The 26,606-nt window shown below is 71.5% G+C and carries 22 protein-coding genes and 1 pseudogene; 15 read left to right on the forward strand and 8 right to left on the reverse strand.

What is annotated here, in order from left to right; genetic code table 11:
* The first annotated feature begins 240 nt into the window (after positions 1-240).
* Genes ACFE7W_RS17275 through ACFE7W_RS17285 form a run of 3 tightly spaced genes read left to right on the forward strand, consistent with a single transcriptional unit; the run spans position 241 to position 6,154 of the window.
* Positions 241-2,685, forward strand: a complete 2,445-nt coding sequence (locus tag ACFE7W_RS17275) for an AAA family ATPase (RefSeq protein ID WP_375426066.1) — start codon at positions 241-243, stop codon at positions 2,683-2,685.
* On the forward strand, positions 2,682-3,053 hold the full coding sequence (locus ACFE7W_RS17280) for a hypothetical protein (RefSeq protein WP_375426067.1): 372 nt from the start codon (positions 2,682-2,684) through the stop codon (positions 3,051-3,053). The genes ACFE7W_RS17275 and ACFE7W_RS17280 overlap by 4 nt, the downstream gene beginning before the upstream one ends.
* A 26-nt stretch (positions 3,054-3,079) precedes the next feature.
* On the forward strand, positions 3,080-6,154 hold the full coding sequence (locus tag ACFE7W_RS17285; RefSeq protein WP_375426068.1) for a DUF3427 domain-containing protein: 3,075 nt from the start codon (positions 3,080-3,082) through the stop codon (positions 6,152-6,154).
* On the opposite strand, the gene ACFE7W_RS17290 is transcribed toward ACFE7W_RS17285, so the two are convergent.
* Both ACFE7W_RS17290 and ACFE7W_RS17295 read right to left on the reverse strand, forming a co-directional pair.
* The gene (locus ACFE7W_RS17290; protein ID WP_375426069.1) at positions 6,151-7,884 is read right to left on the reverse strand and encodes a DNA/RNA helicase domain-containing protein; all 1,734 of its coding nucleotides are present in this window, start codon (positions 7,882-7,884) and stop codon (positions 6,151-6,153) included. The two genes, ACFE7W_RS17285 and ACFE7W_RS17290, sit on opposite strands and share 4 nt — an antisense overlap.
* Positions 7,885-8,215: 331 nt before the next feature.
* Positions 8,216-9,715 (reverse strand): gluconokinase, encoded by a 1,500-nt coding sequence (locus tag ACFE7W_RS17295; RefSeq protein ID WP_375426070.1) that lies wholly within the window; start codon positions 9,713-9,715, stop codon positions 8,216-8,218.
* 40 nt (positions 9,716-9,755) lie between these two features.
* Here ACFE7W_RS17295 and ACFE7W_RS17300 point away from each other — a divergent pair, with 40 nt between their 5' ends.
* Genes ACFE7W_RS17300 through ACFE7W_RS17345 form a run of 10 tightly spaced genes read left to right on the forward strand, consistent with a single transcriptional unit; the run spans position 9,756 to position 20,207 of the window.
* Complete coding sequence (locus ACFE7W_RS17300; protein ID WP_375426071.1) at positions 9,756-10,571, forward strand: hypothetical protein; 816 nt, start codon at positions 9,756-9,758, stop codon at positions 10,569-10,571.
* Positions 10,568-11,710 carry a M20 family metallopeptidase gene (locus tag ACFE7W_RS17305; protein ID WP_375426072.1) on the forward strand — a complete coding sequence of 381 codons (1,143 nt, stop codon included), beginning with the start codon at positions 10,568-10,570 and terminating at the stop codon, positions 11,708-11,710. Before ACFE7W_RS17300 ends, ACFE7W_RS17305 begins: the two co-directional genes overlap by 4 nt.
* Positions 11,707-12,831: an o-succinylbenzoate synthase gene (menC, locus tag ACFE7W_RS17310; RefSeq protein ID WP_375426073.1), complete on the forward strand. Its 1,125-nt coding sequence runs from the start codon at positions 11,707-11,709 to the stop codon at positions 12,829-12,831. The genes ACFE7W_RS17305 and menC overlap by 4 nt, the downstream gene beginning before the upstream one ends.
* Positions 12,832-12,848: 17 nt before the next feature.
* Positions 12,849-13,910: a hypothetical protein gene (locus ACFE7W_RS17315; protein ID WP_375426074.1), complete on the forward strand. Its 1,062-nt coding sequence runs from the start codon at positions 12,849-12,851 to the stop codon at positions 13,908-13,910.
* Positions 13,907-15,208 carry an alpha-hydroxy-acid oxidizing protein gene (locus ACFE7W_RS17320; RefSeq protein ID WP_375426075.1) on the forward strand — a complete coding sequence of 434 codons (1,302 nt, stop codon included), beginning with the start codon at positions 13,907-13,909 and terminating at the stop codon, positions 15,206-15,208. Before ACFE7W_RS17315 ends, ACFE7W_RS17320 begins: the two co-directional genes overlap by 4 nt.
* A gap of 58 nt (positions 15,209-15,266) precedes the next feature.
* Complete coding sequence (locus tag ACFE7W_RS17325) at positions 15,267-15,962, forward strand: GntR family transcriptional regulator (protein WP_375426076.1); 696 nt, start codon at positions 15,267-15,269, stop codon at positions 15,960-15,962.
* Positions 15,963-16,019: 57 nt separating this feature from the next.
* Positions 16,020-17,396: an allophanate hydrolase gene (locus tag ACFE7W_RS17330; RefSeq protein ID WP_375426077.1), complete on the forward strand. Its 1,377-nt coding sequence runs from the start codon at positions 16,020-16,022 to the stop codon at positions 17,394-17,396.
* 48 nt (positions 17,397-17,444) lie between these two features.
* On the forward strand, positions 17,445-18,137 hold the full coding sequence (locus tag ACFE7W_RS17335; protein ID WP_375426078.1) for a cysteine hydrolase family protein: 693 nt from the start codon (positions 17,445-17,447) through the stop codon (positions 18,135-18,137).
* 13 nt (positions 18,138-18,150) lie between these two features.
* Positions 18,151-19,749, forward strand: a complete 1,599-nt coding sequence (locus tag ACFE7W_RS17340) for a hypothetical protein (RefSeq protein ID WP_375426079.1) — start codon at positions 18,151-18,153, stop codon at positions 19,747-19,749.
* Between the two features lie 5 nt (positions 19,750-19,754).
* The gene (locus ACFE7W_RS17345; RefSeq protein WP_375426080.1) at positions 19,755-20,207 is read left to right on the forward strand and encodes a hypothetical protein; all 453 of its coding nucleotides are present in this window, start codon (positions 19,755-19,757) and stop codon (positions 20,205-20,207) included.
* Between the two features lie 35 nt (positions 20,208-20,242).
* Here the strand turns inward: ACFE7W_RS17345 and ACFE7W_RS17350 are convergent, their stop codons facing one another.
* On the reverse strand, positions 20,243-20,581 hold the full coding sequence (locus ACFE7W_RS17350; RefSeq protein WP_375426081.1) for a TfoX/Sxy family protein: 339 nt from the start codon (positions 20,579-20,581) through the stop codon (positions 20,243-20,245).
* Between the two features lie 71 nt (positions 20,582-20,652).
* Between ACFE7W_RS17350 and ACFE7W_RS17355 the strand changes: the two are divergent.
* Positions 20,653-20,751, forward strand: a pseudogene (locus ACFE7W_RS17355) (methylenetetrahydrofolate reductase C-terminal domain-containing protein); the annotation flags it as partial.
* A gap of 18 nt (positions 20,752-20,769) precedes the next feature.
* A complete protein-coding gene (locus ACFE7W_RS17360; RefSeq protein ID WP_375426146.1) occupies positions 20,770-21,687 on the forward strand; it encodes a methylenetetrahydrofolate reductase in 918 nt (305 codons plus the stop codon).
* A 6-nt stretch (positions 21,688-21,693) separates the two neighbouring features.
* On the opposite strand, the gene ACFE7W_RS17365 is transcribed toward ACFE7W_RS17360, so the two are convergent.
* The 5 genes from ACFE7W_RS17365 to ACFE7W_RS17385 are packed head-to-tail and all read right to left on the reverse strand — an operon-like array spanning position 21,694 to position 26,529.
* Complete coding sequence (locus ACFE7W_RS17365; protein WP_375426082.1) at positions 21,694-22,284, reverse strand: pyridoxal 5'-phosphate synthase; 591 nt, start codon at positions 22,282-22,284, stop codon at positions 21,694-21,696.
* A complete protein-coding gene (locus ACFE7W_RS17370; RefSeq protein ID WP_375426083.1) occupies positions 22,281-23,066 on the reverse strand; it encodes a creatininase family protein in 786 nt (261 codons plus the stop codon). Before ACFE7W_RS17370 ends, ACFE7W_RS17365 begins: the two co-directional genes overlap by 4 nt.
* Positions 23,066-24,436: an FAD-binding oxidoreductase gene (locus ACFE7W_RS17375; RefSeq protein ID WP_375426084.1), complete on the reverse strand. Its 1,371-nt coding sequence runs from the start codon at positions 24,434-24,436 to the stop codon at positions 23,066-23,068. The genes ACFE7W_RS17370 and ACFE7W_RS17375 overlap by 1 nt, the downstream gene beginning before the upstream one ends.
* Entirely contained in the window at positions 24,433-25,599 is a 1,167-nt protein-coding gene (locus tag ACFE7W_RS17380) for an ABC transporter substrate-binding protein (protein WP_375426085.1), read from the reverse strand. The genes ACFE7W_RS17375 and ACFE7W_RS17380 overlap by 4 nt, the downstream gene beginning before the upstream one ends.
* Positions 25,600-25,659: 60 nt before the next feature.
* A complete protein-coding gene (locus tag ACFE7W_RS17385; protein ID WP_375426086.1) occupies positions 25,660-26,529 on the reverse strand; it encodes an ABC transporter permease in 870 nt (289 codons plus the stop codon).
* Between the last annotated feature and the right edge of the window lie 77 nt (positions 26,530-26,606).

Here is a 26,606-nt window from a genome sequence, read left to right on the forward strand (position 1 = left end):
GGTGGGGGGGGGGGCGGGCGGGGGGGGGGGGGGGGGGGGGGGGGCGGACCGACTCGACTGAGGCGTCGGATGGCGAGTCACCCGGCTCGAGCCCAGCTGGTGACGAACGTTCGCACGAGGCCGACCGGGTCCGGCTAGCCTGCTGAGCGACGGCGGAGGACGTCACCCATGCTGTCGGCCGCGGCCGACCCGAGCACGAAGGACTCCCCTCATGCCCTCGCCGTTCGCCCGCCTCCTCCGATGAGCGCCTCGCCGGCTGCCGCCGCCCCGTCGGTGCAGAGCTTGACGGAGCGGGTCTTCGGCGAGCTGCTCGAGAAGAACCGGCCCGACCGCACCATCGACCTCGTCCTGGCTGCTCTCGAGGGACCTTCCGAGCTCGACGCCGTCCTCGACGGAGGCTCATCCCCTGAGCGTCCGCAACCGGTGGGCGAGCGGACTGCTCCTGCCGGCGCGTTCCTCGCCGGGCTGGAGGTGGAGGGATTTCGTGGGATCGGTCCGCGGACGCAGCTGTACCTCCACCCTGGTCCAGGGCTGACCGTCATCTCCGGCCGCAACGGCTCGGGGAAGTCCAGCCTGGCCGAGGCGCTCGAGTGTGCGCTCACTGGCACCACCACCCGGTGGCAGCGGCGGGTCGCCAACCGCGAGTTCCAGGCGGCCTGGCGCAACCTGCATCATCCCCACGTCTGCCGGATCGAGGTGGCGCTGGCCCAGGTCGAGGCGGGCGAGGCGACACTCACGGCGTCATGGCCCCAGGGCGAGACCGACGTCAGCCGGCCCGAGGTCAGTTACCAGGTAGCCGGTCAGCGGCAGCAGAAGGTTCAGGATGCGCTCGGCTGGCACGCCGCCCTCCAGACCTACCGGCCGATGCTGTCCTACGACGACCTTGGACACCTGCTGACGGCCAAGCCCAGCGAACTGCACGACTCGATCGCCGGCGCGCTGGCCCTCGACGAGCTGCAGACCGCGATCGCCCTGCTGCGCGACCGGGCGGCCCCTCTGAAGCGACCCGCCAAGGAGGCCAGCGACGCCCGCAAGACACTCAAGGCGACGCTCGAGCAGGCCGACGACGCCCGGGCAAGGGCCGCGGCGAAGCTGCTCAACAAGACCTCCCCCGACCTCGACGCCTTGACCGCTCTGACTTCAGGCGACGGCACCCCTGATTCCCGACAAACCGTCCTGGCCCAGATCGCGACGGTGCGAGCACCCGATCCCGCCGCGGCCCAGACGGTGGCTGACATTCTCGACGCCGCCAACGCTGCACGCGACCAGCTCGGTGGGGAACGCGACGAGCTCGACGCCCGGCGCGAACACTTGCTGCACGACGCACTGCGGTTCCAGGAGGTGTCCGGCGACACCAACTGCCCGGTCTGCGGCACCGGGGGGCTCGACGCGTCCTGGCGCAGCAGAACCGTAGAGACGCTGGCCCGCACCGACGTGCTGCGCGAGCAAACACGACAAGCAGAGCAGGCGCTGCAGGACGCGGAGTCAGCTGCCCACCGCCTGCTGACCAACCGACCCGCGGCTCTGCTCCAGAGCACCGTCGACCTGAGTACGCAGGCCGCGGCCGCCGACGCCTGGCTCGCCTGGGAGCAGCCGGCGGCCGGCGCCAGCCTCGCCGACCACCTCCGCCAGCAGGCCTCTCGAGTCGCCGAACAGGTACTCGCCTGGCAAGCCGAGGCGCGGACCCTGGCCGACGAGGCGGCCGAGCGTTGGCGTCCGCTGGCTCTCCGGATCAGCGGCTATATCCTCCGCCAGCAAGGCGCCCTGGCCTCTGCCGACCAGGCGCGTGACCTGGGCGACGCGTACACCGCTGCGGTCGCCACCGAGAAGATCATCCGGGACGAGCGGCTACAGCCGATCGTCGATCACGCCCGCGCCATCTGGGCGCAGCTCCGGCACGAGAGCAACGTCGAGCTCCTGGACATCGAGCTGACCGGGAACGCGACGCGCCGGGCGGTCGACATCCAGGCCGTGGTCGACGACGCCGGAAGTAACGCCCTCTCGGTGATGAGCCAGGGCGAGCTCAACTCGCTCGCTCTCGCCCTGTTCCTACCCCGAGCGGCGTCGGACGCCAGCCCTTTCCGCTTCCTCGTTCTCGACGACCCGGTGCAGTCGATGGACCCCAACAAGGTGGAGGGCCTGGCCTCGGTGCTGGCGGAGCTCGCCCGTACTCGTCAGGTGATCGTCTTCTCTCATGACGACCGGCTGGCCCAGGCGGCCCGGAGGCTCCCGGATCCCCCGAAGATCCTGGAGGTCAACCGGAGCAGCGGCTCGGCGGTCGTCGTGCGCAACGTGCAGCGGCCGACCGAGCGCTACCTGCAGGACGCGCACGCTCTGCTCAAGGAGCTCAAGATGAGTGACGCCGTCAAGCGGCGGGTGCTGCCCGGCGTGCTTCGACGCGCCGTCGAGACTGCCGCGTGGGAGCGCTACAGCGGCCAACGACTCAAGGCCGGAGTTCAGCTCGACGTCGTCGAGGCGGCTTGGGACGCCGCCGACCGCACGCGCGAACGGCTCGAGCTCGCCCTCGGCGCCTCGCTCCAGCCCTGGCTCGAGCGCGAATCGTTCCGCAAGCGCGCCGTCGCCGCTTGCAACGCGGGCAGCCACCAGGGGCTGACCTCGAACCTGGAGGAGACCTATAACGACGTCCAACGACTGGTCCGCGCCATCGAGAGCTCGTCGGCATGACCGCCTCGCCCTTCGTCGACGGAGCGCTGGCCGCGGCGGACCTGCTGACCGGCGGTGCACAGACCCTCGCCGGCTCGAACAGCGCACGCGCCGCCTGCCTGCTCGCTCGACAGGCTTTGGAGCAGGTGGTGAATGACCTACTGGCGGCTCGCGGCTTCGGCTGCCCCGACGCCAGCATGCGGAGTCGGCTCATCGCTCTCGGCCAGGCTTGGGCCGAGCAGCCTGCTGTCGGGTACCGAGCCGCCACCGCGTGGTGGCGGCTGTCCGCCTCCTGCCACCACCACGCCTACGAGCTGGATCCGACGCCCGCTGAAGCCGCCAGTGCGATCGCCGACGTCCGGTGGCTGGCCGAAAAGACCGCGTCATGAGTCGGGTCGGGGATGAAGGAGGCCGAATGCCGGACGGGCTGTACGAACAGCTGGTTACCCGCGGGCTCGACGCGCGGCTGCGCCTTCCTGGTGAGACCGCGGTGCGCAGGCGCGATGTGGACGCCGCTGATGAGGCGCACGTGATGGCACGGCACGTGGAAGATGCCGTTCGGCGGGTCCTGACGGGCACCCGAGACTCCGGGCGGCGCCTGGTGATCGTCAACGAGCTGCTCGAGAAGCTCGCCGAGGTGGAAGATCAGGTCCTCGACCCGCCTCAGCAGCTGATGGCCATCCAGACCTCCCCCGTACCGGGAGTCACCACGTACGAGGATGTCCGCCCCCTCACCCCGCTGGCGGAGGCGGCGTTGCTCACGAACACGCGCGGCGAGCCCAACCTGGGCTCTGAGCTCAAAGCCGAGCTGGACACCGCAGATGAGGTGGACCTGCTCTGCGCCTTCGTGAAGTGGTACGGCCTCCGCCTGCTCGAGCCCGAGCTGCAACGTCTGCGCAGCCGTCAGGCGCCCCTCCGCGTCATCACCACCACCTACATGGGAGCGACCGACCCAGCCGCTCTCGACCGGCTGGTCCGAGACTTCGGAGCCGAGGTCAAGATCCAGTACGACGCCCAGCGGACGCGGCTGCACGCCAAGGCGTGGATGTTCCGGCGCAACAGCACCTTCGACACGGCCTACGTGGGCTCGTCCAACCTTTCCCGGGCTGCCCTGTTGGAAGGGGTCGAGTGGAATGTCCGGCTCTCCCGCGTTGGTACGCCGGCGCTGCTGCAGAAGTTCAAGGCCACCTTCGATACGTACTGGAACGACCCGAGCTTCGAGACCTACGACCCGGACCGCGACCGCGACCGGCTAGACGACGCCCTGGCGGAAGCCTCCGGCCGGACCACGCACGACCGGGTCACCCTCTCGCTGTCCGGGCTACAGGTTCGACCCTTCCCATATCAGCAGTCGATGCTCGACGCCCTCGAGGTCGAGCGGCGCATGCACGACCGCCACCGCAACCTGGTGGTCGCCGCCACGGGAACGGGCAAGACCGTGGTCGCGGCCCTGGACTACCGAGCCTTGGCCGAACAGGCTTCACATCGGCCGTCGCTCCTCTTCGTCGCCCACCGCAAGGAGATCCTCGAGCAGTCGCTCCGCACCTACCGCGAGGTGCTCGCCGACCCGAACTTCGGCGAGCTCTACGTCGGTGGCACTCGACCAGAGCGCTGGTCACACGTCTTCGCCAGCGTCCAGTCGTTGACGTCCTACGGCATCGCGAACATCGCGCCTGAGTCGTACGACGTCGTGGTCATCGACGAGTTCCATCACGCCGAGGCCGCCACGTACCGTCGGCTGCTGGAGCACCTGCGACCCGTCGAGCTACTGGGCCTGACCGCGACGCCGGAACGAAGTGACGGCCTCGACGTCCGGGACTTCTTCGAGGGCCGGACCGCCGCCGAGCTCCGGCTGTGGGACGCGCTCGGAGCTGATCTGCTCTGTCCGTTCCACTATTTCGCCGTCGCGGACGGCACCGACCTCCGAGGCGTCAGCTGGGCCCGCGGTCGCTACGACGACGCCGAGCTCGCCGGCCTTTATACCGGCAATCGTGCTCGAGCGGCGATCGTGCTTTCCCAGCTGCGGGACAAGGTGCTCGACCTCGGCGGCATGCGCGCGCTCGGCTTTTGCGTCAGCGTCGCTCACGCCCAATTCATGGCGCAGGTGTTCCGCGAGGCCGGCGTGCCGGCGCTGGCGGTAAGCGGCGCGACCTCTCCCGAGCAGCGAGCGCAGGCACTGCTCGACCTGCGCGACCGCCGGGTCAACGCGCTTTTCGCCGCTGACCTGTTCAACGAGGGACTCGACCTCCCCGACGTCGACACCGTCCTCTTCCTGCGACCGACGGAGAGCGCGACGCTGTTCCTGCAGCAGCTGGGTCGCGGGCTGCGGCGGACACGCGACAAAGCCGTGCTCACGGTTCTAGACTTCGTCGGCCACCATCGCCAGGAGTTCCGCTTCGACCGCCGGCTCCGAGCCCTCACCGGTCAGACCAGGCGCGGCCTCGAGCGCGGCATCAAGCGCGGGTTCCCGTTCCTGCCCTCCGGCTGCCAGATCATCATGGACCGGCAGTCCCAGCAGATCGTGCTCGAGAACATCCGCAGCCAGATGGGCAACCGGTGGCCACAGGTGGTGGCAGAGCTGCGTTCGTACGGCGACCAGGATTTCCGGACCTTTCTCGAGGAGTCCGGTCTGGAGCTGTCGGACGTTCTGCGCAACGGCCACTCGTGGACCGAACTACGCCGCTCCGCAGGACTACCGACGCGCGATGGGTCGGCCGCTGAAGCCGCGCTGCTCCGCCGCGTCCGGGCGGTCGCCCACGTCGACGACCAATCGCGCGCCGAGACCTACGCGCGCCTCCTCGAGGACGACGGGCCTACGTACGGAGCACTCGGGCCGGTCGAGCAGCGGCTGGCTCGGATGCTGTACTTCTCGCTCTGGCCCGGCGGTGCCCTCGGTTCCTACGACGAGGCGCTGCTGCGACTTCGCGGCGAGGGAGCCGTGCGGGACGAGGTCCGGGCGGTCATCGACCTAGCCTTCGACCGGGCTCCGCACCTGACCGTCGACCTTCCGGATCGGCTCCAGCACGTTCCGCTCCGGATCCACGGCCGATACCAGCGGGAAGAGGTGCTGGCGGCCCTCGACTACGCCAGTCTCGAGCGAAGGCCGAACTCGTTCCGCGAGGGCGCGTTGCCCGTGCCCGACCTGGACGTGGACGCCTTCTTCGTCACGTTGCAGAAGTCGGAGGCCGACTACTCCCCCACCACGCTCTACCGCGACTACCCGATCAGTCCTGTGCTCTTCCACTGGGAGTCCCAGTCGACCACGTCGATCGCCTCGCCGACCGGCCAGCGGTACCTGCACGGCTCGAGTACGAAACTGCTGTTCGTCCGCCACCGGAAGGCCGACGAGCTCGGCACGAGCCCCTATCTCTTCGCCGGACCTGTCTCCTACGTGCAGCACACTGGCGAGCGGCCGATCGCCATCACCTGGCGGCTGAGCCACCCGTTGCCAGGTGACTTCTTCGCCGCGGCGACCGTAGCCGCCGGCTAGGGCCAGTTCCCCGCGTTGCTGGCTCCGGCGACCAGGACACGGAGCGCGTCTCGGGTTTCGGCGTCGGTGGCGTAGAGGACGGTTCCGACCATCCCGCGAGTGAGCAGGACCTTGTAGACGTTGCGCACCAAGACGTCGAAGTCGGCGTCACTCACGGCAGTCTGGCTGCGGAAGTCTGGGTCGCGGTTGGCGGACCGGACGCTGACGAAACGGCCGTCGCGCCACACCAGGTCGGGGCCGATGATGACCCCATTCCAGTCGTACTCGAACCCCTGGGCGGTGTAGACGCAGCCGACCTGGTCGATGCCCCTCGGGTCGCTTGACCACAGCGGGGCCGGGGGCGCACCGCCGATGGAGCGGTCGCCCTTGAGGTTCCAGGGCCGGGCCCACGGGCCGATCTGCACGTCCGGCACGAGAGTGCCGTCCTTGCACGGGTCGCTCCAGGACCAGCAGTATCCCGCCGCCAGCCGGGCACTGGCACCCGTCGCCGCTTCGTCGCGGACCCGCTGCTCCAGCTCCTCCGGACTGTCGGCCACGTCGAGGACGAACCGCTCGTCGCCCTCCCACGCGGCCGGACCGTCGCCCGCAAGACCGAGCAGCTGTTCCACCCAGCGGACGTCGCCGAGGCTGCCGCCGCACCGGTACTGCTCCTGCAACTCGATCTCCTGCAGGTCGAGACCCAGCGAGCGGGCGTAGTCGGCGATGCTGTCCACCGAACCCTGCTCGCCCGGCCGCACCACCTGATGGTTGTCGAGCAGGAACACCGGCACCCGAGCCGCGGCGATCAGCTCGTCGAGCTGGCTTCGGTCGGTTCGGAACTCCGCCCGGGTGTAGCGGTTGACCGACGTCTCACGGATGCGGTGCGCCTCGTCGAGGATCAAGACGTCAAGGCCGTTCCGCTCGACGTCCATGAACTGGTTGAAGTAGCGGAACATCTTCTGCACCCGCAGATCGCGGTGCCCCGCCACCCTGCGGAGGGTCTGCGTGAACGAGCGAGATCCGGTGGCGTGCAGCACGGTCCGACCCTCGCGAGCGAGGTCGCCGAGGAGTGAGAGGGCGATGACGCTCTTGCCACTCCCCGGACCGCCGTAGACTACGACGACCGTCTTCCGGTTGGATTGACGGGCCTGCTCGACCTCGTGCTTGACGATATCGACGGCCAGCTGTTGGTCGTCCTGCAGCACGAACTGCTCGCGGTCACGAACCTCGTCAGCCGCGACGGCGAGAAGCTGGCGTGATGGGCGGACGGCAGAGTTCAGCAGTTCGTCTGCCGCAGCGGCTCCAGCGACTGTCGGGTCCAACCGGGAGCGCAGGTAGGCGTGCAGCTTTGCTCGGTCGGCACCGGTGAAGAGCTGCCCCTGTCGATCAAGAGGTGCAAAGAACAGGTCACTCACGTAGTTCCGGTCGGTCACGTTGTGGAGGTAGGCCAGTCCAGCGACCGCATCCTCGTGGCCGGACAAGGAGCTGACAAAGTCGGTCACGTACTCGCAGTAGCCCCGAACTTGCCGAGCCGGATGGAGCCTCGGCCCGCCGGGCATCCCGTCCACGGTGACCAGCGACTCGTCGTCCTCCCACAGATGAGCCGACGTCCACTGCTTGAGCTCGACGACGACGTACGAGGCCTCTCCAGTCCGCGGGTGCCGGCCCGCCAGCACCACGTCGGCGCGCTTGGAGGTCAAGGGCAGCTGGTACTCGAGGATGACCTCCACCTCGGACAGTCCCGCATCCACCAGGTCCTGGGCGAGGACGCGAAGACTCCGTTCCCACGAGCGAATCTCCGACGGCGAGGTTCGCCGGCCGTATTCATGAAGCACCTGCTGGAACAACCGTTCCGCCACAGACTCGGTGGACGCCGCGAGGGCTCTCGCGGAGTAACGAAGGGTCAACGGGGGTCCCCAGGCAGCACGAAGTGTCTCGTGCGGGTGGGGGCATGAAGTGCGCTCGGCGTCGGGCCGGGCGCGCCCGTCGGGCCGCGCTCGCGATGCTATCCGCGATGCTGGCCCCCCGGCCGACTTCGACGCGCGGCAGCGCCGCTCAGCTGTCCGTCAGAACTGGTGCCGGTCAGCCCTGAGGATGTCCCACCACGGCCTCGTACAGCTGCTGGTATTCCGCCCGCCGGTCCCGGTAGTACTCAGCCCTGGCCGACACGGGCTCGAGGGTCGTGCCGGTCGTCGCGGGCGCCCGCTCGACGTCCGGGGCCAGCACCTCCAGGGGCAGCAGAGCCGTCCCGTGCAGCGTCGCGCGCTTCGTGGTGACGGGGACGACGGGAGCGTCGAGCACGTCGGCCAGGATTTGCAGGAAGGACGGCACCTCCTGCGCGACCCGGCCGCTGGCCAGGATGGTGGGTCGCCGGCCGGAGACCGAGAGCAGCTGGTCGGCGATGCGGGCGTAGGAGATGGCGACGCCCTCCAGCACCCCGCGCGCGATCTGTGGGCCCGTCGTCGCCGCGGAGACGCCCGTCAAGGTCGCCCGGGCGTTCGCGGCCCAGCCGGTGGCCCGCTCGCCGGAGAAGTACGGCAGGACCATCGGCGCACCCGGATCGGGCGCAGCGGCCGCGATCCTTTCCAGGGTGTCGGCAGCGAGTCCCAGTGTGGACTCGACCCAGCTGAGGGCCCGGCCGACGTCGTTGACCGCGCCCCCGAGCAGGGAGCGCGTCGAATCGACGCGGTAGCACCACAGCCCCGACGGCAGCTGCTCGGGCAGGGAGTGCACCAGGACGCGCATCGCCCCGCTCGTCGCTGCGGCGGCGGCCATAGCCGACTCGTCCTGCGCTCCGACGCCGAGGTTGCTCGAGAGTCCGTCGGCCACGACCGGGAACCAGGCCGCGCCCTCGAGCGCCGGCCACCGGGACGCCACCGCAGCCGAGACCTCCCGGATCGGGTCGGAAGGATCCCGGATCTCCGACAGCTGCCCGACCTCCACCCCAGCAGCCGAGACGAGCTCGGCGTCCCAGCCCCCCGTCCGACGGTCGAGCAGGCCGGTCCAGGCCGCCACCGCCGTCCCCGCGGCGGTCACCCCGAGCAGTCGCAGGTAGACGTACTCCCCCAGCGACATCCACCGCTTCGCCCGGGCGAACGTCGAGGGGTCGGTCTCGCGCAGCCAGCGCAGCCGGGGCGCGAGGTAGCTCGAGTGCAGCCGGGTGCCGGTGCGCTGGTGGATCGCAGCCTCGCCCAGCTCCTCGCGCAGGGCCACCACCTGGGCACCGCAACGGGAGTCGGCATAGGTGAAGCACGGCGTGCAGGCCCGGCCCTGGGCATCCACCCCGACCAGGGAGGAGGCGAAGGTGTCCATCGCGACCCCGCCGATCCGGCCTCGGAGTCGGTGTACCGCCAGGGCATCGATGATCTGGCCGAGCTCGTCCACCACCGCGTCCGCGTCGATGGTGGAGGTGCCGTCCCCGGCGGTGTGGAACTGGTGTTCGACCTTGTGCCGGCCCCCCTCGACCGGCCGACCCGTGGCGTCGTAGACGTCACCCCGGCTGGCCGTGGACCCGACGTCCAGAGCCAGCACAAAGGGTTCCACCGCCTGATCGAGCTCCACACCAACCTTCGAGTTGCTCACAGGCACATTCTGTCCCGCACCGGTGCGCGATCATGGGCGGGTGATGACGGGGAGCGCCGGGGCTGATGCGACAGCGGCGGCCCGGCAGGCGGGCGTGCTGATCAGCGCCGTCGACGACGAGCCGACCGCCCGTCTGGTGTCGGAGGTGGGCGAGCAGGTCTGGGGTCCCCGAGGGACTTTCGCGCCGAACGAGCTCCGGGCCCTGGCCTTCTCGGGCAACCCGGTGCACCTCGCGATCGACGAGCAGGACGGCGCCCCGGTGGGTTTCGCGGTCGGCTTCCTCGGCTGGGCGCCCCAGCTGCACGTGCACTCTCACCAGACGGGGGTGGTGGCCAGCCATCGCCGGCGCCGGGTCGGCTACGCGCTCAAGCTCGCCCAGCGCAGCACCTGCCTGTCGGCCGGGATCACCGAGATGCGCTGGACGTTCGACCCGCTGGTCCGGCGCAACGTTGCCTTCAACCTGAACGCTCTCGGAGCCCGGGCCGCGGCCTTCTACCCCGACTTCTACGGGGCGATGACCGACAGCATCAACGCCTCGGACTCCTCCGACCGGTTGGAGGCGGTGTGGGACCTGGCCCGCCCGCGGCCAGCCGGAACCGAGACGGCCCTGAAACCGGGGTCTCTGGCGCTGCGCAACCGCGACGGGCTCCCCGAGCAGACGGGTTCTTCCCACGCCGGCGCGGTGCTGGAGATCCCGGCCGACTTCGAGGCCGTCCGCGGCCAGGACCCCGAGCGGGCCCGAGCGTGGCGACACGCCGTGCGCGCGGTCCTCACCGAGGCGTACGCCGGCGGGCTGCGGATCGGTAGCGTCGACGACGCCGGGTACCGGCTGGTCCCGGGCGAGGAGGAGCGATGAGCGAGACCGCGGACTGGCTGCGGGCGCGCGTCGACGCCATGGTCGAGCTCACTCGTGAGCTCGTCGCCGCCGAGTCCCCGTCGGACGACGCGAACGCCCTCGCCGCCGCCGTCGACCTGCTGGTCGAGCGCGCCGAGCCGTTGCTGGCTGTCACTCCGACCCGGCTGGGCACCGCCAACGCACCGGCACTCACCTGGTCGCTGCCGGCGGTCCGCAGCGAGAGCCGTCCGGTCGTCCTGCTCGCCCATCTCGACACCGTCTGGGCCACCGGGACGCTCGCGCGCTGGCCGTTCACGGTCGAGGCCGACCGAGCCACCGGCCCGGGCGCGTTCGACATGAAGGCCGGCCTGGTCCAGGGGCTGTTCGCCCTGGCGGCGCTGGCCGTCGCCGACGAGGACCGGCCGCCGGTCGTGCTGGTGGTGACCACAGACGAGGAGATCGGCTCGCCGGTCGGCCGGCAGATCGTGGAGGACGCAGCGCGGGACGCCGCCGCGGTGCTGGTCCTGGAACCGTCGGTGGACGGCAGGCTGAAGGTGGCTCGTAAGGGCGTGAGCAACTACGACCTGCACCTAGTCGGCCGCTCGGCACACGCGGGACTGGAGCCGGAGCTGGGCGTCAACGCCCTGGTCGCCGCGGCCGGGCTGACGCTCGCGGTGGTCGACCTGGCCGCGCCGGAGCTCGGGACGACGGTCACCCCGACCCTCGCCAGTGCCGGCACGACGCGCAACACCGTCCCGGCGGCGGCGACGGTCGCTCTCGACGTCCGGGCCTCGACCGTCGGTGAGCAGCAGCGCGTCGACGCCGCCCTGCGGGCGCTGCAGCCCGAGCTGGGCGCCACCCTGACCGTGGACGGCGGGCCGAACCGCCCGCCGATGGAGGAGCAGAGCGCTGCGCCTCTGGTGCCGCTGGCCCAGCGCGCCGCCGCATGTTGCGGCCTGCCACCGTTGGAGACCGCTGCGGTGGGCGGCGGTTCGGACGGCAACTTCACCGCAGCCCTGGGCGTCCCGACCCTGGACGGGCTGGGCGCGGTCGGCGCGGGGGCGCACGCGGAGGGTGAGTACGTGGTGGTGTCCGCCATGCCGGATCGGGCTGCGTTGGTCGCCGAGCTGGTCGTCGAGATCGGGAGGAGCCTGTCGTGAGCTCAAACCAGATGAAGCTGGAGAGGGTCGAGCTGCTGCGGCTGGAGATGCCGCTGGTCAGCCCGTTCCGGACGTCGTTCGGGGTGCAGACGGCGCGCGACGTGCTGCTCGTCGTGGCCCACACCACCGACGGGGCCGTCGGCTACGGCGAGTGCGTTGCGTTGGCCGAGCCGGTCTACAGCGAGGAGTACGTCGACGGCGCCGCCCACGTCCTCGAGCACTACCTGGTACCGGCCGTGCTGGCCTGCGAGGACCTGACCGCCGCCCGGGTCGCCGAGCTGACCGAGGGCTTCGTCGGGCACCGGATGGCGAAGGCGGCGCTCGAGCTGGCCGTACTGGACGCCGAGCTGCGCCAGGCCGGGATGAGCCTGGCGGCCTACCTGGGCGGGACGCGGGAACGCGTGCCCGTCGGGGTCTCCGTGGGCATCACCGACACCATCGGGCAGCTCGTCGAAACGGTCCAGCGCTACCGCGAGCAGGGGTACGGGCGGATCAAGCTCAAGATCGAGCCAGGCTTCGACCTCGAGCCGGTTCGCGCGGTCCGGGAGGCCGTCGGGCCGGACGTGCCGCTGCAGGTCGACGGCAACACTGCGTACCGGGCGGCCGACCTCGCTCACGTCGCGAAGCTCGACGACCTCGGCCTGCTGCTGATCGAGCAGCCGTTCGAGCACGACGCGATCGCCTTGCACGCAGAGCTGGCGCGGCGGTGCCGGACGCCGATCTGTCTGGACGAGTCGATCACCTCCGCCGCGGCGACGGCGCGGGCGATCCTGGCCGGCGCGTGCAGCATCGTCAACCTCAAGGCCGCCCGGATGGGCGGCTACCTGGAGGCGCGGCGGGCGCACGACGTCGCCCAGGCCCTGGACACGCCCGTCTGGTGCGGCGGGATGCTGGAGACGGGCCTCGGACGCGCGGCGAACCTCGCTCTGGCTGCGCTGCCCGGCTTCGCCCTGCCAGGCGACATCTCCGCCTCGGCCCGCTACTACGCCGAGGACCTCACCGAGCCGTTCATCATGGTCGACGGCCAGATCGAGGTGCCGCGGGGACCGGGACTCGGCCTGACCGTCCGCGAGGACGTGCTGGGCTCGGTCCTGACGGAGCGGCGCGAGATCCGAGCCTGATCGGAGGGGGTAGCGCTATGCGGACGGACAGGGTCTTCGGCTTCAACTACGACGGGTCGTGGGGCTCCAGCGGTCTGGACCTGTGGCAGCACCACGACCACGGCCGGATGGCGGTCGAGGTGGCCCGAGGCAAGGCGTACTTCCCGGCCTGGAACACCGCGCGCTGGTGGCTATCGTTCGACGCCTACCAGCGCGATCCGGCGCTCTTCCTGGCCAACCTCGACGCGGGGCTGGAGCTGTTCGCCCGACACGGGATCGGCGTCATCCCGCTGCTGTTCAACCGCTGGCTCGACCCGGTCTGTGACTTCGGCGGCGTGCCGCTGGACCACCTCGTCCCGCACCACAGCGCCTGGAGCCGGGCCGACGACCTGTTCGCCGACGTCGAGGGGACGGGCCGCGACCTGGCCCCGGTCGAGCAGGTGCACCGCCGCTACCTGCTCGACGTCGTCGGCCGCCACCGCGACGACGAGCGGGTCGTGCTCTGGGACCTCTGCAACGAGCCGCTGATGGGCGGGTACGTCGACGACGCGGCCAGCTCCATGCGCGCCGCTGAGCTGCTGTGGCTGGGCTGGGTCCGCGACGTCTGCCGCAGCACCGGCGCCCAGCAGCCCCTGACCGTGGGCAACTACACCCACCCGACGGCCGTCGCCCTCACCGAACCGCTCAGCGACGTCATCAGCTTCCACCCCTACTGGATGTGGAACCTCGATCCGGCCGGCCAGCCGATGGCCTCGAAGGAGGGGTTCGAACGGCACGTGGATGAGGTCGTCGCGCTCGCCGCCGCGGCCGGCAAGGGCCTGCTGGCCACCGAGACGGTCTGGGGGGCGCGCGAGGACGCCACCCACGTCGAGGTGCTGCGATACACCCTCGGCGTGCTGCGGGACCGCGGGATCGGCTTCACCGTGCACGCCCTGCAGGCCAGCCTTGTCTCCGACCTGCACCGCGACGCCGACGGGCCGGTGGGTCTGCCGGAGTGTCTGCACTTCGTCGAGGCCGACGGGACCCTGCGCGCCGGCCACGAGGCGGTCCTCGAGTTCGCGCCCGCCGGTCCCCTGCTCCCGACGGACCGTCCCACGTGAGCGCACCGCCCCGGCCGAGCCCGACCGCCGCCGGGATCGGGCGGGCACGGCAGAACGCGATCTACCGGGCCGGCGTCCTGGGCCGGAGGCCGAGTGTCCCCACCGACGCCGAGGAGCTGGAACGTCGGGGCCGTCGGGCGATGAGCCCGACCGCCTGGGCCTACGTCGCCGGCGGCGCGGGCAGCGGAGCGACGATGCGGCACAACCTCGAGGCCTTCGAGCGGCACCGGATCGTGCCAAGGATGCTGCACGGCGTCACGCAACGCGACCTCGGCACCGACCTGCTAGGTGTCCGGCACCCCTCGCCGCTGCTGGTCGCGCCCGTCGGCGCCGCGGGGCTGGTCCGCCGGGACGGGGACCTGCTGATCGCCGAGGGTGCGCACGCGGCCGGCGTCGGATACGTCTTCTCCAACCAGGGCGACGTCGCCATGGAACGGACGGCGACGGCGATGGGCACGACGCCGTACTGGTCTCAGCTGTACTGGTCCAGCGACGAGGCCCTGGTCGACTCCCTCATCGGCCGCGCCGAGGCGTGCGGGGCGGGCGCCCTGGTGGTCACCCTCGACACCACCGTGCTCGGCTGGCGTCCCCAGGACCTGAACCTCGGCTCGCTGCCCTTCGCGCGCGGCATCGGGCTGGCCCAGTACACCTCGGACCCCCGCTTCACCGCTCTGGTCCGGGACCGGCTGGATGCTGCCGCTGGAACCTCCGCTGAACCGGCGAACGTGACCCTCGGCGCCCTGCGCAGCCTGTGGTCGATCAGCCGGCACCACCCCGGACGGCTGCTGGCCAACCTGCGCTCCCCCGAACCCCGGGCCGCCGTGCAGGCGTTCCTCGACGTCTACTCCAACCCCGGCCTGTCCTGGGACCACCTGGCCACCCTGCGCGAGCGGACCCGGCTGCCCGTCCTGCTCAAGGGCGTGCTGCACGCCGACGATGCCCGCCGCGCGCTGGACCTCGGCGTGGACGGGCTGGTCGTGTCCAACCACGGCGGCCGCCAGGTCGACCGCAGCATCGCCTCGCTGGACGCCCTGGTGGCGATCCGTGCGGCCGTCGGCCCCGAGCCGACCCTGCTGCTGGACAGCGGCATCCGCACCGGCACCGACCTGTTCGTCGCGCTCGCCCTCGGAGCGGACGCCTGCCTGGTCGGCCGCCCGCACCTGTACGGGCTCGCCCTCGCCGGCGCCGACGGCGTCCGCCAGGTGCTGCAGAACCTGCTCGCCGAGCTGGAGCTGACCATGGCGCTGACCGGCGTGCCGGACCTGGCCGGGATCACGCCGGCGCTGCTGCAGACGTGATCGGGGCGGCTGCGGTGCGAGACTGGACCCCCAGCACCGCGACCCCGAGAGGCAGGGCGTGACCTCCAGCACCGGCCTGCACGCCCCGAGCCTGGTCGAAGTGGCCGTTCGGCAGCTGCGCGCCGAGATCCTGGCCGGCGAGCTCGAACCGGGCCAGCGGCTGATCGAGGACCAGATCCGACTGCGCTTCGACATCAGCCGCGGACCGCTGCGTGAGGCCCTCCGGCTGCTGACCCAGCAGGGGCTGGTGGAGCACCTGCCGCGTCGGGGCGCCCGTGTCACCGAGCTCAGCAGCACCGACGTCGAGCAGCTGTTCGGCATCCGCGGGGCGCTCGAGGGGCACGCCGTACGGCTGGTCTTCCCGCGCGCGACGCCTCCCGGGGACGCCGAGCTCGCCGAGGTCGACCACTGGCTGAACCGGATGCGCTCCGCCGAACGTGACGGCGACGCGCTGGCCAAGGACGACGCCCACCGGGCCTTCCACGCCGCCGTCGTCGGGCTGGCCGGCAACCGACAGCTCGACCTGGCGCTGGAGCCGGTGCTGCTCAAGCTGCAGCGGCCGATGGCGGTCAACCTGCGGCGCGAGGCGCAGCTGCTCGGACCCGAGGAGGGGCTGGTCCGGCACCAGCGGATCATCGACGCGTTGCGCTCGAACGACCTGGACCGCATCCTCTACGAGCTCGAACACCACGGCGGCCGCCGTTTCCTCACACCGCAGCCGGCCGCGGTGGTCCCGGGCGAGCACCAGCCATAACACAGCCGTAACGCCACGGTCGCCGCACCGACTCTGAAACTGTCAACAATCGACCGTGTGACCACGACGGCGGCCCGACACGTTCTCACCGGGACGGGACCGACTCTCGGCCCGACGGTCGGGAGGGTGCTCGACGCCCACCGCGGGGGTCGCCTCACCCCCACCGAGACCATCGCGCAGACCCTCGACCTGGTGGACGCGCGCGGAGCCGACGGCACCTGGATCACGGTCGTCGACCGGGCGGACGCGCTGGCCCGGACGGCCGCTCTGGAGGCCGAGACGAGTGCGCGCGACCTCCCGCTGTACGGCGTCCCGTTCGCGGTCAAGGACAGCATCGACATCGCGGGCTGGCCGACCACGCTGGCCTGTCCCGCCTACGCCTACACCGCGACGGAGACCGCCCCGGTGGTCCAGCGCCTCCTGGACGCCGGCGCAGTGCTGGTGGGCAAGACCAACCTCGACCAGTTCGCCACCGGCCTCAACGGCACCCGGACCCCCTACCCGGTACCCCGCAGCGTCTACGGCGGCGACCTCATCTCGGGCGGCTCGAGCTCCGGCTCGGCCCTGGCCGTCGCGCTGGGACAGGTGCCGTTCGCCGTGGCGACCGACACGGCCGGCTCCGGCCGGGTGCCGCCGGCGCTCAACGGCGTCCTCGGCTTCAAGCCCTCCCGCGGCCTGATCAGCACGGTCGGGCTGGTGCCCGCCTGCCGCTCGCTGGACTGCCTCAGCCTGATCGGCACCGACGTCGCGGACCTCGCCGTGGTCTTCGACGTGGTGGTCGGCGAGGACCACCGCGACCCGTGGAGCCGCCCCCGCGTCCGGGACGCCACGCCAGCGGCGGAGCTGGTCGTCGGCCTGCCGGACGTGGACGAGCTCGAGTTCTTCGGCGACGAGCCGATGGCCGCTGCGCACCGGGCCGGTCGCGCCCAGATCGAGCAGCGGTTCGCGACTACCACGCCCGCCCTGGCGCCGTTCACCCAGGCCGGCGAGCTGCTCTACTCCGGACCCTGGGTGGCGGAGCGGCTGGTGGAGTTCGGCGACTTCCTCGACCGGCATCCCGGTGCGGTCGTGCCCGTGGTGGAACAGATCATCCGCGGAGGCGGCCGGTTCTCCGCCGCCGACGTGTTCCGCGCGCAGTACCGGCTCGCCGAGCTCAAGGGCGTAGTGGCCCGGGCGTTCAGCACCATGGACGTCCTCGTCCTGCCGACGATCGGCACCACCTTCAGCGTGCCGGAGGTGCTGGCGGACCCGATCGCCACCAACACCGTCCTCGGCCAGTACACGCACTTCGCCAACCTGCTCGACCTGTGCGCCGTCGCGGTCCCGGCCGGCCTCACCGCCGACGGCCGCCCGGCCAGCCTGATGGTCCTCGGACCTGCCCTGAGTGACGACAAGGTGCTGGCCGTCGCGGCCCGCATCGCCTCCACCGACTGATCCGGGCCCACCCGGTCCCCGTCCCGTTCCCGCCCGAGGAGCTGCCGCATGCCCGAGCCCATCGCCGTCCCTGCCCGACCTCAGCCGTTCCGCTTCCCGCCCGGCAAGGTCGCCCTGCTGATGATCGACATGCAGCGCGACTTCCTGCTGCCCGGGGGGTTCGGGGAGACCCTCGGCAACGACGTGGGTCAGCTGGCCTCGGTCGTGCCTCCGCTGCAACGCGTCCTGTCCGCCGCCCGCGAGGCCGGGATGGTGGTCATCCACACCCGCGAGGGCCACCGGCCGGACCTCTCCGACCTACCGGCGGCCAAGCTGCGCCGGGGTCAGCCCTCCCTGCGGATCGGCGACCCCGGGCCCTACGGTCGCATCCTCGTCCGCGGTGAGTACGGCCACGACATCATCGACGAGCTGGCACCGCTGCCCGAGGAGGTGGTGCTCGACAAGCCGGGCAAGGGTGCCTTCTACGGCACGGACCTGCAGCAGATCCTCACCGACGCCGGGATCGAGGCGCTGGTGGTGACCGGGGTGACCACCGAGGTGTGCGTCCACACCACCGTCCGCGAGGCCAACGACCGGGGCTACGACGTCCTGGTGCTCTCCGACTGCGTCGGCTCCTACTTCCCGGAGTTCCAGCGCGTCGGGCTCGACATGATCGCCGCCCAGGGCGGCATCTTCGGCTGGGTCACCGACTCCGCCGCCCTGCTGGACGTCCTTCCCCGTGCCGCCGTCGCGGCCGCCTGACCAGGAGCTGATCATGACCACCGACACCGCCGTGCGCGCCGAGACCCCTGCCAGTACACGGATCCGCGTCCCCTGGTGGACCCGCGGCGACCTCAACGCCTTCTTCGGACTGGCGTTCAACATCCTGGTCAACGTCCTCACCCTGACCGGGCTGTTGATCTTCGTCGTGCACCTGCCGTCCGACCGCGTCCTGGGCACGGTGCTGCCTGCACTGGGGATCGCGCTGATCGCCGGCAACGCGTACTACACACTGCTGGCCCGCCGGCTGGCCCGGCGCGAGCAGCGGACCGACGTCACGGCCCTGCCGTACGGGCCCAGCGTGCCGCACATGTTCATCGTGACCTTCGTGATCATGCTGCCGATCTACCTCAAGACCGGGGATCCCATCAGGGCTTGGGAGGCGGGGCTTGCCTGGGCCTTCATCATCGGCGTGATCGTGCTGATCGGCGCCTTCGTCGGGCCGTTCATCCGCAGAATCACCCCGCGGGCCGCCCTGCTGGGCACGCTGGCCGGCATCTCGCTGACCTTCATCTCGATGCGGCCCGCCGGGCAGATCTGGGAGGCGGCCTGGATCGGCCTGCCGGTGCTGGGCATCATCCTGGTCGGCTTCTTCACCGACCTGAAGCTGCCCGGCGGCATCCCGATCGGTCTGGCGGCCCTGCTGGTCGGGACCGCGATCGGCTGGATCGGCGGCTACCTGTCCGTGCCCGACGTCACCGCGGCCGCGGCCGACGTCGCCGTCGCGCTGCCGAGTCTCAACGTCGGTCTGCTGGTCTCGGGGCTGAGCGGAATGGCCCCGCTGCTGGCTACCGCGGTCCCGCTCGGCGTCTACAACTTCCTCGAGGCGATGAGCAACGTCGAGAGCGCGGCCGCCGCCGGCGACAGCTACAACCTGCGCAGCGTGCTGCTGGCCGACGGGACCGGCGCGATCATCGGCTCCGCCCTCGGCTCGCCCTTCCCGCCCGCGGTCTACATCGGGCACCCGGGCTGGAAAGAGGCCGGCGGCCGGACGAGCTACTCTCTCGCCAGCGGCGCGTTCATCGCCGTCCTCTGCTTCGCCGGGCTCTTCGGGCTGCTCTCGACCGTGCTGCCGCTGCCCGCGATCGTGCCGATCCTGCTCTACATCGGGCTGCTGATCGGGGCCCAGGCTTTCCAGTCGACGCCCCGGCTGCACGCCGCTGCGGTGGTCGCCGCCATCATCCCCAACGTCGCCTCGTGGGGCGCCGGCCTGATCGACAACGCCCTGTCGGCTGCCGGTACCACGGCCGCCCAGCTCGGCGAGGCGAAGCTGACCGACGCCGGGCTGGTCTACCACGGCCTGCACGTCCTGGGTCAGGGAGCGACGCTCGCCGGCATCGTCCTGGGCGCGATCGTCACCTTCATCCTCGAGAAGCAGCTGCGACGAGCCGTGATCGCCGCCCTGGTCGGAGCCGCCCTGTCCTGGGTCGGGCTGCTGCACGCCGACCAGGTGGGCTGGATGGCCGCGCCCGGACCCGCCCTGGGCTACTTCCTGCTGGCCGCGACCCTCGGAGCCATCAGCCTGCTGCCGCAGCGGGTCGCTCCCAGCGCGGCCGACATCCCAGCCACCGACGCCGTCGCCGCGGAGGCGTGACGACCGTGTCGGTTCAGACCGCGGGGACGGGGCGGCGCTCGGGGAAAGCGCTCGCCTCGTCCCCGACGGTAGAGCTGCTCGTGCTGGGGGCCCACCTCAGCGGCCAGCCCCTCAACCCCGACCTGCTCCGGATCGGCGCGACACTGGTCGGGGAGGCGCGGACCGCGCCGATGTACCGGCTCTGGGCCCTGACGACCGTCCCCGCCAAGCCGGGTCTGCTACGGGTGGACACGGGTGGCGCGATGGTGACGGGCGAGCTGTGGCGGCTGTCCGCGGCGGCGTTCGGGCTGTTCGTCGCCGCGCTGCCGACGCCGATGACCATCGGCTCGGTCGAGCTGGCCGACGGACGCCGCCGTCCGGGCTTCCTGGTGGAGCCGGCGGCCACCGCCGGGGCCATCGACATCACCGCCTACGGGGGCTGGCGGCAGTACCTGACCGCTGGGCGCGACAAGCCGTGAACGAAGGTGGGGTACTCCCCTCCTTCGTTGGCGGACTATCTCCTCCGGGCCGGCAGGGACCGGGCGTAGGCGGCTGCGCCGTCCACCCAGCCGTGCAGGTCGTCGTCGCTGACCGACTCGTCCGCCTCGACGTGCAACCAGCCGCGCATGGTCCGGTCGCCCATCACCGAGGTCGAGATCCGCGGGTCCTCCAGCAACTCGGTGAGCACGGCCGGGTCCGCCCGCAGCAGCAAGCCGCCGTGGTTGCCCGCGGCGACCGCCAGGTGCCCGTCGACCAGGAACGCGAGGCCGCCGAACATCCGCTTCTCGCTCACGCCGGGCTGAGCGCTCAGCCGTGCCCGTAGCCGGTCGGCCAGCTCGGTGTCGAACGCCATGGACCGAAGTATGGCGGTGACCAACCCTGCCCCGAGTGAGCCTGGCCTAGATTGCCCAGCGGAGGTGGAGCGTGGACCCAGGCTCAGCGACCGCCGCGTGCCCCAAGCACATGGTGCACGGACCGTGCGGCGGCGTCGAACACGACGGAACGTGCGAGCTCGGGGACCGTCCGTGCTCGTTTCTCGGCGTGCCCGTCGTGCCGTACCAGCCCCCTGACGGCTCGGCGGCCGCGCCCGACCGGCGTCCCGGCGACGACCTGCGACGGCTGCTCGCCCAAGGCCGGGCGGTCGTCGCCGACTTCCCCGCGGCCGCGCTCGACGGCGCCTCGGCGTCCGCCACAGGTGAGGTCCTGCGGGGCACCGTGCACGCCGTGCTCGCTGGCGACTCGCCCCGGAACCGGGTCCAGCTGCCGCCGGCCTACCGGGCCGCGCTGATCAGGTCTGCAGGGCTGCGCGCCTGGACCGGTCTGAACTGCCGCGACCGCAACCGGGTCGCGCTCGAGGGCGAGCTGGCCGCGCTCGTCGACCTGGGTGTGGACGCGGTGCACTGCGTGACCGGTGACCATCCCGCCCTCGGCTCGCGTTGGGACGCGGCGGCCGTCTTCGACCTCGACTCGACCCAGCTGACCGGCCTCGCCGCGCGCTCGGGCCTGCTCACCTCGGTCGGGGAGTCGCCCTCGGCACCGCCGACCGACCGTCGGGCCGGCCGGCTGGTCGAGAAGCTGCGCGCCGGGGCCGAGGTCTGCTTCGTCAACCACTGCGGCGGTGTCGACCCCATCCGGACCTTCGTCGACCAGGTGCACCAGCTCGGCGGCCGCCCCTGGTTCGTCCCCTGCGTGCCGGTGGTGCTCGACGTGAGCAGCGCCCAGCTGCTGGCCTCGTTCCCCGGCTTCGTGCTGCCGCCCGGTTATCTCGAGCCCATCCTGGAGGCCCGGGACCCACGCGCGAGGGGCATCCGGGCCACCGTCGACCTGTGCGAGCAGCTGCTGGCTCTCGATGGGGTCGCCGGGGTCAACCTCTCCGGCGGCGGCGCCCCCGGCCGAGAGCTGGCGTTCGCCGAGGGGCTGGCGGAGATCGGACAACAGCTCGGCACCCAGGACTCCTAGCCGTCACTAGCCGGGTAGGTGGTCGACGCTCCAGCCGCCGTCCGCGCGGACGTACTCGGTGCGCCGGCTCGCGGCGTCCGGCCCGCCCTCCCAGAAGACGTAACGGTGCGGCACGACCTCGTAGCCCCGCCAGGAGGTGGGCGGCTCGAGCGGGCCGTCCGGAGTCTGGGCCACGGCCGTCGCCCAAGCCCGCTGGCGATCGGCCGGGGGCAGCCGCGCGTGCTCCGGGTCGTTCACCCAGGCCAGCTGCCGCAGGTACGCCGACCGTCGCCCGAACGCGGCCAGGCTCTCCGCCGCCGACTCCGGCACTGCGTCACCCTGCACCACCAGCTGCTGCGCCCGCTCGGGGAACGCGATGACCAGGCTGACCCGCGGGTCGGCGGCCAGCTCGGCCACCTTGGCCGAGCGGGCGTCGGTGTGGAAGCGGAGCCCGACGTCGCTCACCGAGGACAGCAGCACCGTCCGGGCCGCCGGCCAGCCGTCGAGCCCGAGCGTGGCCAGGGTCATCAGTGGGCGGACCGGGTCGTCGTCGGCCGGCAGCCAGGACCGAGCCCAGGCATGCGGCCCTTCGACAGGCTCACCGAGCGTGGCCGTCACGGCAGGTGCCGGAAGGCCGCGATCTCGTGCAGGGCGGCGACCGTGCCGGCGACCGAGGCCTCGAAGATCACCCGGCCGGCTTCGGCCGAGGCCTGCGTCGGGTCGCCGATGACGCCTGTGGGACCGAAGTCGTTGCTCAGCCAGCCGAAGGAGACAGGCTTGCCGTTGATGCCGATGTACTCCAAACCGGCGAGGTGCTCGGGCACGTGCCGCTCGGCCAGGCCCAGGTCGACCAGGTCGGGCCGGACGTGCATCACCAGGGACGTCTCGGCGTGCCCGGCGTGGATGCTCTGCCCCATCTCCTCCGGCAGGACCCCGACGCCACGGGTGCCGGCGACCGGCAAGCCGGCCGGCATCGCGAAGGTGACCAGCCCGAACCGTCGCCGTAGCTCGCGGTTGGCCACCTGCAGCAGCGCCGAGTTGCCGCCGTGGCCGTTCATGAAGACGAGCTTCTTCGCCGGCGTCGCCGCGACGGAGCGGCCGAGATCCACCAGGGTCGACATCAGCGTGTCGTAGTTCAGCCACATCGTCCCCGGGGCCCAATGGTGCTCGTCGGACTTGGTGTAGGTGAGGGTCGGCAGCAGCCACAGGTCCAGTCCGTCCGCCACTCCCTGCTCCACCGCGGCGGTCGCCACCGCCTCGGCCAGCAACGCATCGGTGACCAGGGGCAGATGGGGCCCGTGGTGCTCGACGGAGCCCGTCGGGAGGATGATCACCGAGTCGGCGGTCAGAGTCGTGCCCACGGCCGAGCCGGCCAGCTCGACGAGCTTTCGCGCCGCCATCAGGACGCTCGGACCGTGGTCCGGCCACCCATGGTCTTGCCCGCTCCCGGCGCCCGCTCGGTGACGAGCTTGCCGGGGTTGAGCAACCCCTGCGGGTCGTTGCGGGCGGCGAGCGCCCGTGTCCGGTCGACCTCGAAGTCGACGTGCCACTGGTGCGGGCTGTGCACCCCGACGCCCAACGCCCGCAGTGCGTCGATCCCGGCGTAGACCTGCTCCGGGCTCGCATAGACGCCCGCCAGCATGCCGATCGGCGAGCCGTCGTACTGGGCCTCGATGTGCAGCATGCCGCCCTCGAAGACCGCGTGCACCTCCTCGAGCCGGTCGATCAGGGCGTGCCCGCCCACCTCGAGGTGGAAATAGGTGCCGGGCGAGGTCTTCTGCAGCCACTCGATCGGGTGGTTGTAGGAGAGGGTGCTGATCTTGACGCAGGGTTGCGGTCCGGGCCGCACGTCCTCCAGCCGGCCACCGACGGACTCGACCAGGGCCGTCGCCTGCTCCACCGTCGACGCGTCCAGGATCGCGCGCAGGCTGGCCCGGTCGGCCGGGATCGCCGGGTCCTCCGGCAGCGCGTTGGCCAGGGTCGGCAGGTCTCCCGACACCAGCCGAGGCGTCGGGGTGAGGTTGCCGATCGGTCGCAGCACCCTGAGCAGGTCCTCGAAGGTGTCGAAGCTGGCGTAGTAGCCGCACCAGTCGTGCACCGGGTCGAGCCGGACCGTGGCCCGGGCGATAATGCCGGTCACGCCGTAGTTGTGGAGGTAGGCCTGCGCCTCCTCGCCCTCGACGTGTACGAGAGTGGCGTCGGGGACGGCATGCACCACGTCGAGCGCGACGACGAAGCCCATGCTGCTGCTGCCGTGGACCAACGAGCCGGTGCCGCCCGAACCGCCACCGAGGAAACCGCCGATGCTCGACTGCGCCGTGGAGGGGTAGATCCAGAGCTCCTGGCCAGTCTCCCGCGCCGCCTGCTCCAGGCTGACCATCGAGGCGCCGGCCTCGGCGGTGACCACGCCCTCGCCCACCTCGACGACCGCCCGGGCGCGGGACAGGTCGAGCACCAGCCCACCGGGCATCGGGATCGCCTGGCCGTAGTTGCCGGTGCCCTTGCCGCGCGGGGTGATCGCGACGCCGTGCCGAACGGCCGCCCCGACCACCTGGGCGATCTGCTCCGCGCTGGTGGGAAAGGCGACCAGGTCGGCCATCCCGAGCGGCAGCTGCTCGACGATGATCGGGCTCATCTTGGCCCCGTCCACCGAGGCCCGCTCGCGCACCCGGCGGTCGACCGAGACCCCGCGCGGCCCGAGCAGCGCCAGCAGCTCGGCATGCAGGGCGTCGACGTCCGCGGAGCCCACCTGCGCAGCGGCGACGCTCACTGGGGCAGGCCGATCGAGGTGTCGATGAACTCGTTGGTGGCCAGGTCGTCGACGGTCAGGCCGGCGGCCGGCGGCGTGCCCAGCTTGTCGGCGATCGGACCCATCACGTCGAGGATCTTCTGCACCCGCTTCAGGTCGAAGTCCCCGATGGTCGCGTTGTCGCCGTTGCCGACCAGCTTGAGCTTTTTCTGCTGCTCGACGGAGAAGTCCGCGACGCCCTGGGAGTAGACCCAGCCGGTGTCGTAGGAGTCGACCAGGTCGAGGATCAGCTTGTTCGTCGCGGTCGGGTCGGTGTAGAAGTCGACCTCCGCCTGCTGCATCACCGGCACCAGCTTCTTGAGGCAGGGCGTCAGCTTCTCGAAGTCGGCGGTCTTGACCGACATCTCGCCGGCGTAGATCTGCCAGCCGGCGTCGTGGACCAGCTGGAAGGCCACCGGCTTGTCCCAGTCCTTGATCTCGTTCTCGTAGATGTAGGGCTCGGCGCTGGCGAAGCCCTGCTGCGCGTCCTTGCCCTGCGCGGCCACGAAGTTGGCCGGGGTGCCGTCGTAGCCCTCGTCCACGTTCTTGCGGTCGATCTGGCCGCTGTCGATGAGGTACTCCATGTACGAGGCGCCGCCGAACACCCGGACCACGGCCCCGGTCGCACCGAGGTCCTTGATCGTCTTCACCTGGGGATAGGTGGCCGGGTCCCACATGATCATCTGCGGGTTGATGTCCAGCGGGGCCATCACCGCCTTCACCGGCAGCTCCTTGGACGTCTGGATCTGGCCGTCGGTGCTCGCGTAGCCGATGGTGATCTTCTTGTCCTTGTACATCTGGGTCGCGACCGACTCGAACCCGATGGCCGGCCCACCGGCACGGATCTCGACGTTGACGCCGGTGGTCTTGCCGGAGCTCATGAGCGGTCCGGAGACGGTCTTGAGCTTCTTGTTGACGGTGTAGTCGCTGCCCAGCAGCGCGTACTGGGCGCCGTGCTCGGACTCGGGGTTCCAGTCGGTCTGGATCACCACCGTGGCGGGACAGACGTCGGACAGGTCGACGGCGCCGGCCGCGGCGCTCGGCGCGGGAGAGGCGGCCGGTTCGGCCGAGGAGCCGCAGGCCGCAAGCCCGGCGACCAGGACGAGGGAGGCGGCACCGGCAAGGGTGCGGGAGGCGATGATCATGGTTCTCCTAGGCAGGGCAGGCGAGTAGGCAGGCAGGCGGTTCGGGCGGGTGCGGCAGGGTCAGGCGGACGGTTCGTACCAGCGGCCGACGGCGAGCTTGCCGATCCAGCCGAAGACCAGGAAGATCACCACGCCGAGCAGCGAGGCGGTGAGGACGGCGGCCCACAGCTCGGCGGTCTGCAGCCGTGAGGCGTAGTTGTTGATCAAGACCCCGAGACCGGCCTGACCGCGACGGAAGAAGAAGTCGCCGACGATGGCGCCGATCACCGCGAGACCGGCCGAGATCCGCATCCCGGCGAAGATCGCCGGCATCGCGCCCGGGAACTGCAGCTTGGTCAGGACCGTCCAGCGGCTGGCCCCCTGCAGCTGGAACAGCTCTCGAGAGCTGCGGTCGGCGGCCTGCAGGCCGAACAGGGTGTTGGAGACCATGGGAAAGAGCGAGATCAGGACGCAGACCAGCACCCGGGACTCCAGGCTGTAGCCCAGGCTGGAGCCGATCAGCGGCACCAGTGCCAGGATCGGCACGCACTGCAGCATCACCGCGTACGGGAACAGCGACCGCTCCACCCACCGCGCCTGCGACATCAGCACGGCCCAGACGATGCCGATCACGATCGAGATCGCCAGCCCGGTCAGGGCCACCCCGGTGGACAGCGCGAGGCTGGACAGCAGGTCGGCGGTGATGGGGGTGTCCCGCGGGTCGGCGGGCGCGAAGGAGTCGACGATGATCCGCGTCGGGTTGGGCAGGATGGTGGTCCGCCCCTGCGCGGCGAGGTAGCCCGCCAGCGCGTACCAGACCACGAGGATCACCCCGAACGCGAGCAGCGGTGGCCCGTAGGTCTTGAGCCGGTCGCCGCGCCGGGCCGGCGGCCGGGCGACGACCTTCGGCTGGCTGTCGGCGGCGGCCTGCTTCACCGCGGTGGTGGTCATGGGCGAAGCCTCTCGGGAGTGAGGAGGGGTTCCGGACGACGCGCGGACCTGGCACGACGCCGAACCCTGTCGTCCGG

Origin of the sequence: uncultured Friedmanniella sp., from assembly GCF_964244285.1 — a bacterium.
GTDB lineage: Bacteria > Actinomycetota > Actinomycetes > Propionibacteriales > Propionibacteriaceae > Microlunatus.

Coding starts and splice junctions, on each gene's coding strand:
- ACFE7W_RS17385 (WP_375426086.1), bottom strand. CDS start 26,529: ATGACCACCACCGCGGTGAAGCAGGCCGCCGCCGACAGCCAGCCGAAG.
- ACFE7W_RS17285 (WP_375426068.1), top strand. CDS start 3,080: ATGCCGGACGGGCTGTACGAACAGCTGGTTACCCGCGGGCTCGACGCG.
- ACFE7W_RS17340 (WP_375426079.1), top strand. CDS start 18,151: ATGACCACCGACACCGCCGTGCGCGCCGAGACCCCTGCCAGTACACGG.
- ACFE7W_RS17280 (WP_375426067.1), top strand. CDS start 2,682: ATGACCGCCTCGCCCTTCGTCGACGGAGCGCTGGCCGCGGCGGACCTG.
- ACFE7W_RS17305 (WP_375426072.1), top strand. CDS start 10,568: ATGAGCGAGACCGCGGACTGGCTGCGGGCGCGCGTCGACGCCATGGTC.
- ACFE7W_RS17335 (WP_375426078.1), top strand. CDS start 17,445: ATGCCCGAGCCCATCGCCGTCCCTGCCCGACCTCAGCCGTTCCGCTTC.
- ACFE7W_RS17370 (WP_375426083.1), bottom strand. CDS start 23,066: ATGGCGGCGCGAAAGCTCGTCGAGCTGGCCGGCTCGGCCGTGGGCACG.
- ACFE7W_RS17275 (WP_375426066.1), top strand. CDS start 241: ATGAGCGCCTCGCCGGCTGCCGCCGCCCCGTCGGTGCAGAGCTTGACG.
- ACFE7W_RS17315 (WP_375426074.1), top strand. CDS start 12,849: ATGCGGACGGACAGGGTCTTCGGCTTCAACTACGACGGGTCGTGGGGC.
- ACFE7W_RS17350 (WP_375426081.1), bottom strand. CDS start 20,581: ATGGCGTTCGACACCGAGCTGGCCGACCGGCTACGGGCACGGCTGAGC.
- ACFE7W_RS17380 (WP_375426085.1), bottom strand. CDS start 25,599: ATGATCATCGCCTCCCGCACCCTTGCCGGTGCCGCCTCCCTCGTCCTG.